This window comes from Pelagibaculum spongiae, from assembly GCF_003097315.1.
In the GTDB taxonomy this organism is placed as follows: domain Bacteria; phylum Pseudomonadota; class Gammaproteobacteria; order Enterobacterales; family Pelagibaculaceae; genus Pelagibaculum; species Pelagibaculum spongiae.
On record NZ_QDDL01000005.1, the window covers coordinates 47904 to 61100 of the forward strand.

Here is a 13197-nt window from a genome sequence, read left to right on the forward strand (position 1 = left end):
TCATGTCACCCGATTTTGTTATTCGGGTTGAGAGCTTAAAATGATCAGGAAATTCGCTGTCCGTAACTTCTGCAGCTTCCGGGAAGGCATGGAAGTTAACTTCGAGCTAGATGGAAAAGTACCAGCAGATGTTCGCCAAGAGTGGGGCTATACAACGGTCTTGGGCATCAAAGGTGCTAATGGCTCTGGAAAAACAAATATACTTAAGGCATTGAACTGCCTTAATAATTTCTGCCTTAACTCAGCCGATGTTGCAGCCGACAAAAGCATTCAAATAGATACCTTTTATCGAAGCAAAGAGCCTACTGATTTCTCTATTGAGTTTGAAATAAACCAGCTGAGATACTTCTATGAGCTATCTCTTCAAAATGGCCTAGTAGTCACTGAAAACCTGCATAGAAAAAAAATGGGTGGAAAAAAGACACTGGTACTTACCAGAGAAGAGAAAAAGATAACAACGGCAATTAAAGATTTGTCTGAGTTAAAGCAAATAAAATTGCGTAGTGATGCTTCGATCATATGCCAAGCAAAGAAGTTCGAATTCCAAAATAATATGATTGACATTGAAAATTGCTATAAGTTCTTTAAATTGATGTTTATGAATGTCAATAATGCTGGATACTTTGATTTCGCCAGAGATATTAGCCGAACTTCAAAACTCTATCATGAAGGAAGTAAATTATTTATATTTATAAAACGAATCATTAAGCTTGCAGATAGCAGTATCCGAGATATTGAAATTAGAACCCGAACAGATGATAGAGATGAATTAATCTACTATCCGGTATTTATTCATAAGATAGATGGAAAAGATTTAGCATTAAGATTCAACGAAGAATCTAGTGGTACTCAAACCTTATACAAAAAAATGGCAATCTATTGGGCCACTTTAGAAGGAGGTGCTCTGCTAGCCATTGACGAATTTGACATCCATTTGCATGCCATGGTGTTGCCATCTATTGTCGACTTGTTCCTGAGCCCAGAAACTAATCCCAAGGGAGCACAATTCCTTTTCACCGCCCACAATACCGAAATTATTGATTATCTAGGTAAATACCGTACTTTATTGGTGAACAAGGAAGATAGTGAGAGCTACGGCTACCGACTGGATGAACTGCCCGCCAACCTAGTGCGCAATAATCGCCCCATTTCACCTATTTACCTAGCGGGTAAAATAGGTGGCATTCCCACCAACATCCCTGAAAGCTACAAAGTAACCGAAAAAGTAGCAGAGAAAGAGGGTCAGTACCGTGGGGAAGAATGATAATAAATTCGGTAATAAAAGAAAAACCAATTTTATTGGCAGTCGACCATCGGATGATATTGAAAGTTCTGATTTATCCAAACGCTGTAAATTCAATTTTTCCTATTTTGATGATTCTCAGCCTTGCGGCCAGTCATTTTCTGATTGGGAAAGTTCGACTGGTATGACTTCTCTGGCATCTCTTCTGACAAAAGTGAAAGAATATACCCGACAACCACTGATCTACTGGCAAAACCAGAGAGTAGGTGGCGGCGGATTAAAAGTATTTGAGATATACAAAGGCTTTCCAAAAAAATCTGCTTTTTCAGCACCACCGTCGATCCCACATGATGTTCACTGGGCGAGATTCCGGCTCGGCAATAAAATTCGTTTGGCAGGGTTTGTAATGCCTGGCACGATGGATGGCCAGGAAATTAATGGTTTTCGTCTAGATAAAAATACTTTTTACGTAGTATTCCTCGATAAAGATCATATGTTTTATCAAACGGAAAAAGATTGATCTTTTAACTCTAAGGCAATCAATCGCTCGAACGCTGTTAACCAGCAAGAGCCAAAATTTATTACTGGCTGTTATTGTTACCAACACCTTGCAAGGTTTTTTTCTATCTGCTGATAGAAACCGTCTGGGTTTATATTGTACCGATTAAACGCCACCTGCTGAGTGCTTTTTCTTAATGCACAAACACATGCCGATTGATTTTCTACAAAGCTACCCGCCGCTAACATACCAAATTGGCCGATCATGCACTGCTGCATCATTTGATATTCCAAGTGAAGTGGATAACGCTGGGTGGTTTGGCTTGCAGTAATATATTGACTTGCACCGAAGCCTATCACTACTAACAATAAAGTCGCCATAAGAGGCGACACAGTCAGCTTTTCTGTCGGCGATTGCTCAGATGAAGGCGAAGGCGCTTTTGGCGATAGATTGGAAGACGAAGTGCTATTAGATGATGAGTCTGGCATATTGCTTCTCCTACTAACAACCTATTATTAGTCATTCAAAATGAATACACTGCAACCTCGGCAATTCACTTTGAATTTTTTTATTATCATAGACTGTTAGCAGAAAAAAATCAGTTAAAACATTACTCTTTGAGTGCTATTTTCTTAGCATCATTATCAGTAATAATCTCTGAATTTTCAGCCCGCTCAATAGCAGGTTCAATATTTAATTGCTGGCGCATTTCTGCTACATCTAACGACTCAATCAATCGCGGAATATTAGAATAAAAAGTACTATGGAAGTTATGATCGCCATTGACCAACTCATCTATCGCTTGTTGTTTGCTCCAGTTTTGAAACACTACTCGGTAAGCCGCAATCACAGCACCAGTTCTATCTGCACCATGCCAGCAATGAACCAGCATTGGACCTTTGCGCTGCTTAATTAACTGCAAGGCATCAATCATATCCATTTCAGTTAATTCACCGGCATCCATTGGAATTTGGTGTAGCTTTACCGAGCGACCTTTAGCTTCATCCTTATCGGTATGGTATTGGCGAAGATTAAGCACTTCTTTAACGCCCATTTTTTCAAGCTTTTTAAAGTCTTTTTTATCGGGTTGTTCTGAACGGTATAACCCGCTATCTACCTGATAAAAGTTACCAAGCTCTGCTTCCTGAACTTGCTTTGACCATTGCTCAGGGCGAGGGTTATCTGCCGAAAACACCGGGTTACTTAGTAGTAAACAGCAGGTGACTAAAGCGGAAGCAGACCATGAAAAACGGATTTTAAATTGCATGTTTGTGTGCTCTCTTGCTTTTGCCTGCAATATATCCAAGCCAGCAGATTAATTTATTCACATTGGATGAGGTTGTCAGATGCCAGCGCCATATCAATTGCCGCTTTGGCGTGAATCTCTGTTGTGTCATAGAGCTTGGCCGAAGTGTGCTGTGGTTGCACCAGTAGTGCGATCTCTGTGCAACCGAGGATTACCGCCTCAGCACCTTGGACCAGTAACTTATCAATAATCTGTAGGTACTTGTCGCGAGATGCATCACAAATTGCACCTAAACAAAGCTCCTGATAAATAATCTGATGTACGGTTTCCCGGTCTGCTTGTTCCGGCACAACCACATCTATTGAAAAGTTATCAGTCAAACGACCTTTATAAAAATCCTGCTCCATGGTGAAGTTAGTACCTAATAAACCGACTTTTTTAACACCATCTTTTTGTAGTTGTTCAGCCGTTGCATCAGCAATATGTAGTAGTGGAATTGAAACCGCGCTTGCAATTTCTGGCGCTACTTTGTGCATAGTGTTGGTACAAATTAAAATAAAATCAGCACCGCCCGCTTCTACTGATTTAGCTGCTGAGGCTAATATCTCTGCTGTTTTATTCCACTGACCTTTGTGCTGAAGTTTTTCAATTTCATCAAAGTCGACACTATACAAACAAATTTTTGCTGAATGTAGCCCGCCCAATCGTTGCTTGATTCCCTGATTCAGCGCCTGATAATAACTGGTTGTTGATTCCCAACTCATTCCGCCAATCAAACCAATCGTCTTCAAAATCACTCTCCTTTAAAACCTATTAATATTAAATTTTACCAATAAAATTTATACCAAAAATAAAAGCATTATCAAATAGCTATAGCTTTGGACAAAGAGAAATTTTGAATCAAACATGGCAAACAATAAAGATCAAAAAAACATAACACCATAACACTCAAAGATTTTAACCAATGGTTTTAAAAATAAAACTAGCGGTATTAAAACCGCCAGCTGAAATCAATTGATGGGCCATTACTCGCTAAGGTCCAATTTTGTACCGATACATTTTTTACTTGGTAATTGCCTGACTGATAACGTAATTGAGCACTGAATAAATCATCTGGTGCCGACCAAATTTTTATTTCTGAAACTAATGTGCCGGTAGCAAAGGTAATCCAACCGTCGCTTTCCCGGTTATCATCCAAAGCAATCGCTGCACCAGCCAGCGCGTTAACTGCTACAGAAACCAAATGATTGCTCCAGCTTTTTTCGTGAATTTCTCGCTCTGCAGCAAGCGCAAACCAGTTTTCTGCCTGGGCGAGTTTAGCATCGAGCTGTTGGCTAGTTTGCTGTGGCATTGCCGATAATTGATGAGAATATTTATGGGTTTGTATCGGGTTTAGCAGCATGTCTCCGGCACCCAGCAAACTGGTTATTGCGCCGACGGTTTGATCATATTCATCATCTTTTTCATCTTTCTCGGCACTGCTGGCACCTAACGCTTGTAGAACCGCACTACCCCAGAGAAAACCCAACCAGCCATTTTGCCAGTAACGACTATGTTGGCTGGATTGGTCGAATTGTTGCTGGATAAATTGAATTTTTTGCTCGGTAAGTTGCTGGTCTGCCTGAGCCGGTGCTGTGATTAGCAAGCTCAATCCTGCTGCGGCAAGTGCAGATAAGGTTTGATTCCTCAAGTACATCGGTAATCCCTTACGCTTATTTTTTCTTAATATGACAAATTTCAATGTCTAATTAAAGCCTTATCGGCAGATTCAACTGCTATTGCCAACCACTTTACTGGGGATAATAGCCACACCTGCCAGTTGAGTGAGCAGTCAAAGAACTCATTATCAACATTGGAGTTATTCAACCAGGCAACATGAGTCATTTTCTTGAATGTAAATTGTTGCAAGGATAGAGATTAACCTCATATCAAGTTCATCAGCACGATTTCTATCGTGACCAACAACACGTTTTACTAGTTAAAATGAGCCGCTATCGACCATTCAGCTCGCTGAACTTGGCACTTTGCATAGACAGCAGCAACAATTTAGAAAAAATGAGTCAAACTGAATATCTACCTTTGGCTTTAATTGCACAGCTGGCCGAACTTGAGATAGTTTTCAGCTAGACGTTTTTTTTGGAGATACCCATGCAAGGATTTCGGCAGCTGATATCCGCCGCTCTAATAAGTTTACTGGTCGGTGCACCAGCACTTGCTCAACACGACACATCTGAAGTAACGCCACAGCAACCAGATACCGCGACGACTAGCCATCAGCTTCCAACCATTCCTCTCAACCAGATTCGTGCTTTTAGCGAAGCCTTTGAGCAGATTCGTAAAGAATATGTTGATGAAATTGATGAAGAAACTCTATTAGAAAGAGCAATTGCTGGCATGTTGAATAGCCTCGATCCTCATTCGACCTATCTTAAACAAACTGATTTTGAAGAGCTGCGCGAAAGCACTCAAGGTGAGTTTGGCGGCCTAGGAATTGAGATCACCGCTGACTCAGGCTTTGTAAAAGTCATCTCACCGATGGATGACACTCCAGCAGATAAAGCGGGTGTGATGGCGGGAGATTTGATCATTCAGCTGAACGATACTTCGCTGCAAGGACTATCGCTTAACGAAGCGGTTGAGATTATGCGTGGTAAAGCTGGCGAGCCAATTTTACTAACAATAATGCGTGAAGGCGAAGCTCAGCCACTAAAAATTACCGTGGTTCGCGACATCATTAAAATTCGCTCGGTTAAATACGAACTCTATCCAGATGATATTGGTTATGTTCGCATTTCCCAGTTCCAAGAAAACACCGGCGATGATCTAAATAATGCAATTGACCGGCTGGCCAAAAAAAATGACGCGGCTTTGAAAGGTTTGATTCTTGACCTTAGAAATAACCCAGGCGGCGTATTATCGGCAGCGATTGATGTATCAGATACTTTTTTAGAAAAAGGTTTAATTGTTTATACCCAAGGCCGACAAGAAGATGACACTCGCAGACAATCTGCAAAACCTGGTGATCGATTAAACGGCGCACCGGTCATTGTATTAATTAATGGCGGTTCAGCTTCTGCTTCAGAAATTGTCGCCGGCGCACTGCAAGACCATCATCGTGCAATTATTCTTGGCTCAACTAGTTTTGGTAAAGGCTCGGTTCAATCGGTATTACCATTAAGCAACGGTGAAGCAATCAAACTCACCACGGCTCGCTATTTCACACCAAATGGCCGGTCTATTCAGGCCCAAGGCATTGAACCAGATATTGAAGCCGCACCGATTAAAGTCAGCAAGATTGCCACCAGCAGCCGCTGGCGCGAAAAAGATCTAAAAGGTCACCTAGAAAATCAAAACGGTGATGACGAAAAAGATCAAGCTAAAAAACCGAGCAAACTTGCCGATGCGATCAATAAAGATTTCCCGCTTCATCAAGCGCTAAACCTGTTACGTGGTATGATGATTATTCGTTAATTATCTTTGTTGCCGAAGCTGCTTTATGAAAAGCAGCTTCGGCAATTTTATACCGCAATCACTTTATATGACTCCTATTCTAATTCTATTACTGCGCCTTTTTTCACTACTGGCTGTTTATATTTTATCGCTGAGCCAGCTTTCTGCTCAACCACTTAGCAGCACTTATCCTGAGCATTCTAAAACACCATTGCTTGCGATTGTGGTTGATGATCTTGGCAATAAATCTGCTGACCTAGAGTTTGCCAAACAGCACTGGCCGCTGACCTTATCGGTGCTTCCTTTCACTCCATATGGCAAACAGCTGGCAACTTTGGCGCACAACAATAACAAGCAAGTGATGCTGCACATGCCAATGCAATCAATCTCGCCACTACCGTTACATCCGGGGACTTTAACACTGGATATGACACATCATGAGTTTGATCAGGTCATGATTAAAAGTCTGGCATCGATACCCTTTATCGAAGGGATTAATAATCATCAGGGAAGCTTATTAACTCGCCACTCTGGCCATATGAAATGGCTTATGACTCTATTGAAAAAACAACAGTTATTCTTTCTCGACAGCCGAACCCACGCAGCAACAGTTGCCGAAGAATTAGCCAGAGATTCAGGGTTATTAACCGGTAGAAGGCATGTTTTTCTAGATAATTCACTAGACAGTGAATCGCTCAATCGACAATTTAATCACGCAATAAAATTAGCCAAAAAAAAGCAGTTTGCAGTGGCTATTTGTCATCCGCACAAAGAGACTTTGCAGTTTTTGAAACAGAATTTATTTCAGCTACAAGAGCAAGGAATCAAATTGGTGCGATTATCTGATTTATTGCTAGAGAAGAATCATGTAGTTGCTAAAGCGTTCTAAACCTTCTTTTTCCTCTTAAGGCTCTTAATATCTTCAATGCTGAAGTTACACAGCAAGGGCCATCCGACAATAAAATGTCAAATGGCCTTGCAGAAAACGGAAGTTTAGTTTGATTGTATTCTACAACCTTAAATTCTATTTTTTTATTCCGCAATCGGGTTTTCTAAAAGCTCAATGAAAGGCTGATGATTTAACAACGGCTCCAAAGCTTTGTCGGTTCTTGCTTCACCACGATAACTTTCATTTAAACTCAATGCACTTCTGAAGTAATTAGTCGCATCTTCCAATGCGTCCAGTGCAGTATAAGCACAAGCAAGCTGATAAAAAGCGTGGCTATTTTCCGGGTCAATCACCAATGCCTGCTGGCACAAATTAATCGCCCACTTAGGCTCGTCTTGCTCCAATGCAGCATCGGCCTTATAAGTCAGTGCTTCACCGTCGGATGGGTTTAACGCTAAGATTTGGTCATAAATTGGAATCTTGTTGACAAATAAAGGCTCTTGACTGGCACGTAACCAAAGCGAATGAAGCTCTTGAGTTTTTTCAATTTCTTCACGGTTTTCATCAATATCACGTGCTGTTAAACGCAGATCTTTTTCGATTTCTTTGAGGCGTTTTTCGTATTGAGAAACTAACTCAGTCACCTTCTCACTCGCCATATTATGCGCTTTTTCTTTGATATCTCGCATCGAATTCCAACCGACAATTACTAGCAGGGAGGAAACAATTGCGATTAAATAGAAAAAGTAAGTCATGGCATCAGTAACATAAGAAAGCGCTCGATCACCCGCCTTCAGCTCACGTTGTGCTAATCGAGTTTCAAACTCAATTTTGCTAGCCGCCAGCTCGGTACGCAGAGCTTTCAATTCATCCAGCACATAACGTTCAATGAATGGCTTATATAAAGGTTTTTCAAACTCAACCTGCTGACTGGAAATCTGGCTTGCTGACTGATCTGCCGTAGCAGCATTCGCTGGTACCAACCAGAGAAAAGATGAAAAAAGTAAAACAACACTTGCAACAAGTCGCATAGCCGAGCCTTTCCAAATAAATCGATTAATCGAATATTTCACAGTAAAAAAAATTCACTTAAATAAATTAACGCATTTCTAAAAACAGCTTGCCTGTAACCGGGCGACAATTACGCCAGATGTAAAAAGCCTGTGCCGCTTGCTCAATTAGCATTCCCAAACCATCTGCAGCAATCACAGCACCATGGGACTTAGCCCAAATCTGAAATGCGGTATCACTGGTTGAGTACATCATGTCGTAACAGGCTGCACCATTTGCCAGCAAATCATCAGGCAACGGAGGAAGCTCACCTTGCAAGCTTGCAGCGGTACCGTTAATTACCAGATCAAACTGCTGGCCTGCCAATTGTGGATAACCACAAGCCGTAATATTGCCATCTTCAGCAAAAATTTTTGCCAGCTGATTGGCTTTTTCAACAGTCCGATTAGCCACCAACAAACTGGCTGGGCTTTGTGCCAGAATAGGCCCAATAACACCGCGAACTGCGCCGCCAGCGCCCAACAACAGAATTTTTTTACCGGCTAGATTCAATCTAAGGTTAGCGATTAAATCTTGCACCAAACCAACACCATCGGTGTTATCACCCTGAAGCTGACCATTTTCTAATCGAGTTAGCGTATTCACAGCACCGGCTTTACGCGCAGCGTCCGATAATTGATCAGCCAACTGCCAAGCTTGTTCTTTAAAAGGAACCGTAATATTGCAACCACGGCCACCTTGGTTAAAAAATTCAGCTAGTGCTTGGGAAAAACCATCAACCGGAGTCAGCGTTTTGTCATACACCAGCGCTTGATTGGTTTGCGCAGCAAAATGCCGATGAATCATCGGTGATTTGCTATGTTCAATCGGATTACCGAAAACCGTATAACGATCGCTCATGATATCCACAGCCTCTTTTTATATCTGTTATGCAGATGCTTCTGCTAACCAATCACGATGTGGCAGATAATTTTCATATAAATCAGCTTCTGGCGTGCCCGGTATTGGCTGATAGTCATAGCTCCATTTAACTGTCGGCGGCATCGACATTAAGATCGATTCGGTGCGACCACCTGATTGCAAACCAAACAAAGTGCCTCGGTCATAAACTAAATTAAATTCAACATATCGACCACGACGATGCTGCTGAAAATCAACTTCTCGCTGGCTATAGGAAATATTTTTTCGTTTGAATAAAATTGGCCGATAAGCCTGAACAAAGTTATCGCCAATAGAGCGTGTCAGCGCAAAACTTTTTTCAAAGCCCAGTTCATTAAAGTCATCAAAAAATAAGCCGCCAACACCACGAGCTTCTTGACGATGCTTTAAATAAAAATAATCATCACACCATTTTTTAAATCGTGGATAAAGGTCTTCTCCGAAAGGATCACAAGCATCTTTTGCCTGCTGGTGCCATTCAACGCAATCATCGTTAAACCCGTAATAAGGCGTTAAATCAAAGCCACCGCCAAACCACCAAACCGGATCTTCGCCTTCTTTTTCAGCAATAAAAAACCGTACATTGGCATGGGAAGTCGGTGCATAGGGGTTTTTCGGATGAATCACTAAAGATACACCCATCGCTTGAAAGCTTCGCCCAGCAAGTTCTGGTCGATGTGCTGAAGCCGATGGCGGAAGCGAGTCACCAAATACATGGGAGAAATTAACACCGCCTTTTTCAATCACATCACCGCAAATAACTCGAGTCCGACCACCACCGCCAGCTTCTCGTTGCCAGCTGTCTTCGTCAAATTTAGTACTGCCGTCTTCGTCTTGTAATTGACGGCAAATATTATCCTGAAGTTGTAACAGGTATTGTTTTACAGCCTCGATATCGACAGCAGACATGCTTTTCCTCGATTTTTATATTTAAATTGTGATCGACTTATAACCGACTCGATCAAGGCGGTTATTGGTAAAATAGCTTTCAATACTCGAGCTAGTAAGCTCTAGCGGTACTGCTATGCATTTTTATATTTTTACCAGAAAATAGTGTTCTATTTATCAACCTTTACGAAAAACCTTGCCGCTTATTGCATCGCGAATCTCGCTTGGTTTGTTATTTTTTCCCAGTTCACCAATAACAATATTGGCCAATTGATTGCCAAAATATTTTCTGACTTTTAACCGATTTTTTGCCGGTGGTAAACCAGCAGGGTTAGCACTGGTTGAAACCAATGGCCCGCCAAAGCGTTCACACAAAGCTGCAGCCACCGGGTGATCTGTCACTCTGACAGCCAGCGTATTGAATTTTCCAGTCAACCAATGGGGTACATTAGGTTTTACTGGCATTACCCAAGTCACTGGCATGGGGCCGCTTTGCCGAATTTGCTGCAATTGCAGCTCTGATAATTTAGCAACGTCGATTAATGGAGCAACCTGTTCAAAGGAAGCAGCGATTAAAATCAGCCCTTTTTCCACTGGCCGGGATTTAAGCTGCAATAATTTTTCGACTGCCTGCTCATCAAACGGGTTACAACCCAATCCAAAAACAGATTCTGTCGGATAGGCAATTAACTCACCGCGATACAACGCAGCAACTGCTCGTTCAATACTAAATTTATGGTGACTGGCGACCCACTCAAGTGCGGATCTACTCGGCATTTTCATTTCACTAACTTCCGCCTAGTTATGCCTCGCCAGCTTCACTGGCACTTAAATCTACCGCTTGACGATACTTACAGATTTTTCTGGCACAGACTAATTCTTTACCACGGCTTTTGTGGTCTTTTAGCAGCATCACTGGCCAGCTACATTCCGGGCAACTCTGATCAACCGGATGATCCCAAACGCTATATTTGCACTCAGGAAATTCACTACACGACCAGAAAATTTTTCCATGGCGTGAGCTACGTTCAACCAAAGCACCTTTTTTGCACTTGGGGCAGGCAATACCGGTTTCTTTGGGTTTATGCACAGAATCTATGTGCTTACATTGTGGGTAATTAGCGCAGCCAATGAATTTTCCATAACGACCAGATTTAACCTGCAATTCACCGCCACATTCTGGACAATTACTGCTGGTATCTATCTGCTGATGAAATAATTCAGGATCACCGCCTTGGGGGTAAATCAGAAAACTGCACTCGGGATAACCGGTACAGCCGAGAAAATGTCCGCCAGCACCCGATCGCCAATGCAATGGCTTGGCACACTCAGGGCAGACTTCAGGAATATCCTTCACAACGGTTTACTCCACAGCAACCACGTCAAAACAATTAAAACAGCTTCGCTTATTTGGCGATTACTGCATTAATAATTCGCGGCCTTCAAACACCATGTCTTCCATCCACGCTAATGCGGCTTCCTGCCCTGGAATTGAACATAACACTAATAAAGCGGCCCATTTAACATGCTCAACATCCAAAGAGCCGTCAAACGCCATTAAACGATCCATTACCATTTCACGAATCGCTGGGTCCAGCACACCTTCTTGCTCGAGAAACACCAGCATGCCACGGGATTCTGTATCCAGTCGCTGCTGTTCATAACCATTAAAAATACGCACGCTATTTAACGCAACCGAAGAACCCAGCATGGCTTGTTGGCCGTAGCTGTCTAGCCCATCAATCCAATCAAGGGCATGTCGAATGTCTTTTCCTGGAAATCCGGCCTGTTCTAATTCTTGAATTAACTGGTCATGTACCGGGTGCCATCCAGATTCACTTTCCATAAAGTGATCAAACAAATACATTAAGACGTCGAGCATAGAGTTCCTTCAGAAATAACTTGCGGGAGCGCGATAAAAGCCGCCGGGTGTTGCAATAATTAATCCCCTCAGCTCAAGGGTGAGAAGGATGGAGGAAACCACGCCCGCCGTCAATCCGCATAGCTCAATGATCTGATCGATTGCCGACACCTGGTCTGTCAGGCATTTCAAGACTTTGGCTTCTTCTTCAGCCAGTACTTGTTGCTGGGAATCTTCATTGGAAATTGGTTGGTTTTCAGCGGCACTCATCTGCTGCCATTCCAAGGTTTCTAAAACATCCCTACTATTTAAAACCAGCATCGCGCCTTGTTGAATTAATCGGTTATTACCGGCATAGGCTGGATTCCATGCTGGCCCAGGAAGTGCCATCACTTCACGCCCCTGATTCAATGCATGGGCCGCAGTTATCAAAGAGCCGCTTTTTTCTGCAGCTTCAGCCACTAGAACACCTAGCGATAAACCAGAAATAATTCGATTTCGTTTAGGAAAGTTAGCCGGAAAAGGTTTGGTGCCAGGGATAAATTCAGAAACTAATACACCATCATTTTGCAAAATTTGTTCTGCTAGCGCTTGGTGGCGCGCCGGGTAAATCACATCAACACCGGTTCCCATCACCGCAATCGTGGGCTTTCTCGCCTGCACTGCTCCCGAATGTGCAGCAGCATCAACACCCAGCGCTAGGCCACTGGTAATAACCAATCCGTGCAGGGCAATTTCTTCGGCTATTTGGGTGGTGAGATCTCGGGTCGCCTTACTGGCTTTTCGACTGCCAACTACTGCAAGCTGCGGCTGATTAAGTAGCTCACTATTACCTCGGGCAAACAGCAAAGGCGGCAAATCGGTTAAAGCACCCAGCGCACGCGGGTAACCATCTTGATCATGAAGTAATAGGGAAAGCTTCGATTGCTGGATTTTTTCCAGTACCGGATCGGCAGAACTCAGTTGAGTTTTGAGCAACAGCCGTACCAGTTTTTCCGAACACTGCTCAGCACGTAATTGAGCGCTGTCAGCTTGGACTGCGGTAAGTGCATCACCAAAGGTTTTTATTAGTGCCAGATAAGTTAACGGGCCAATCCCAGCGCATTGTATTAACGCCAGTCTGGCCCGTACCTCATCAGCAGAACATCCATGTTCGCCGATCATTGGTTAT

Annotated in this window: 15 protein-coding genes; 4 read left to right on the forward strand and 11 right to left on the reverse strand. The window is 42.7% G+C overall.

Features of this window, described 5'->3' with window-relative positions; all coding sequences use genetic code 11:
* Window positions 1–40 precede the first annotated feature (40 nt).
* Together DC094_RS12705 and DC094_RS12710 are read left to right on the forward strand one after the other, a co-directional pair.
* Window positions 41–1264 (forward strand): AAA family ATPase, encoded by a 1224-nt coding sequence (locus DC094_RS12705; RefSeq protein WP_116687492.1) that lies wholly within the window; start codon window positions 41–43, stop codon window positions 1262–1264.
* Complete coding sequence (locus DC094_RS12710; RefSeq protein ID WP_116687493.1) at window positions 1251–1763, forward strand: hypothetical protein; 513 nt, start codon at window positions 1251–1253, stop codon at window positions 1761–1763. The genes DC094_RS12705 and DC094_RS12710 overlap by 14 nt, the downstream gene beginning before the upstream one ends.
* 77 nt (window positions 1764–1840) lie before the next feature.
* On the opposite strand, the gene DC094_RS12715 is transcribed toward DC094_RS12710, so the two are convergent.
* The 4 genes from DC094_RS12715 to DC094_RS12730 form a co-directional block, all read right to left on the reverse strand.
* Window positions 1841–2230 (reverse strand): hypothetical protein, encoded by a 390-nt coding sequence (locus DC094_RS12715; RefSeq protein WP_116687494.1) that lies wholly within the window; start codon window positions 2228–2230, stop codon window positions 1841–1843.
* 122 nt (window positions 2231–2352) lie between these two features.
* Window positions 2353–3009 (reverse strand): phosphatase domain-containing putative toxin, encoded by a 657-nt coding sequence (locus DC094_RS12720; RefSeq protein WP_116687495.1) that lies wholly within the window; start codon window positions 3007–3009, stop codon window positions 2353–2355.
* Between the two features lie 53 nt (window positions 3010–3062).
* Window positions 3063–3779 (reverse strand): aspartate/glutamate racemase family protein, encoded by a 717-nt coding sequence (locus DC094_RS12725; RefSeq protein WP_116687496.1) that lies wholly within the window; start codon window positions 3777–3779, stop codon window positions 3063–3065.
* A gap of 200 nt (window positions 3780–3979) precedes the next feature.
* Window positions 3980–4684: a hypothetical protein gene (locus DC094_RS12730; protein ID WP_116687497.1), complete on the reverse strand. Its 705-nt coding sequence runs from the start codon at window positions 4682–4684 to the stop codon at window positions 3980–3982.
* Window positions 4685–5136: 452 nt separating this feature from the next.
* Here DC094_RS12730 and DC094_RS12735 point away from each other — a divergent pair, with 452 nt between their 5' ends.
* Together DC094_RS12735 and DC094_RS12740 are read left to right on the forward strand one after the other, a co-directional pair.
* On the forward strand, window positions 5137–6459 hold the full coding sequence (locus tag DC094_RS12735; RefSeq protein ID WP_206605653.1) for a S41 family peptidase: 1323 nt from the start codon (window positions 5137–5139) through the stop codon (window positions 6457–6459).
* Between the two features lie 67 nt (window positions 6460–6526).
* Entirely contained in the window at window positions 6527–7327 is an 801-nt protein-coding gene (locus DC094_RS12740) for a divergent polysaccharide deacetylase family protein (protein ID WP_158527318.1), read from the forward strand.
* A 143-nt stretch (window positions 7328–7470) separates the two neighbouring features.
* Here the strand turns inward: DC094_RS12740 and DC094_RS12745 are convergent, their stop codons facing one another.
* From DC094_RS12745 to dprA, 7 genes are all read right to left on the reverse strand, one after another.
* Window positions 7471–8358 carry a TPR end-of-group domain-containing protein gene (locus DC094_RS12745; protein ID WP_116687499.1) on the reverse strand — a complete coding sequence of 296 codons (888 nt, stop codon included), beginning with the start codon at window positions 8356–8358 and terminating at the stop codon, window positions 7471–7473.
* A gap of 67 nt (window positions 8359–8425) precedes the next feature.
* Window positions 8426–9238 carry a shikimate dehydrogenase gene (gene aroE / locus DC094_RS12750; protein ID WP_116687757.1) on the reverse strand — a complete coding sequence of 271 codons (813 nt, stop codon included), beginning with the start codon at window positions 9236–9238 and terminating at the stop codon, window positions 8426–8428.
* A gap of 27 nt (window positions 9239–9265) precedes the next feature.
* Entirely contained in the window at window positions 9266–10186 is a 921-nt protein-coding gene (gene hemF / locus DC094_RS12755) for an oxygen-dependent coproporphyrinogen oxidase (RefSeq protein WP_116687500.1), read from the reverse strand.
* A 156-nt stretch (window positions 10187–10342) separates the two neighbouring features.
* Window positions 10343–10948, reverse strand: a complete 606-nt coding sequence (gene tsaC, locus DC094_RS12760) for an L-threonylcarbamoyladenylate synthase type 1 TsaC (protein WP_339374125.1) — start codon at window positions 10946–10948, stop codon at window positions 10343–10345.
* A 19-nt stretch (window positions 10949–10967) separates the two neighbouring features.
* On the reverse strand, window positions 10968–11522 hold the full coding sequence (locus DC094_RS12765) for a DNA topoisomerase family protein (RefSeq protein WP_116687501.1): 555 nt from the start codon (window positions 11520–11522) through the stop codon (window positions 10968–10970).
* Window positions 11523–11582: 60 nt separating this feature from the next.
* Entirely contained in the window at window positions 11583–12047 is a 465-nt protein-coding gene (locus DC094_RS12770; protein ID WP_116687502.1) for a Smg family protein, read from the reverse strand.
* Window positions 12048–12056: 9 nt separating this feature from the next.
* Entirely contained in the window at window positions 12057–13190 is a 1134-nt protein-coding gene (gene dprA, locus DC094_RS12775; RefSeq protein ID WP_116687503.1) for a DNA-processing protein DprA, read from the reverse strand.
* Window positions 13191–13197: the final 7 nt, after the last annotated feature.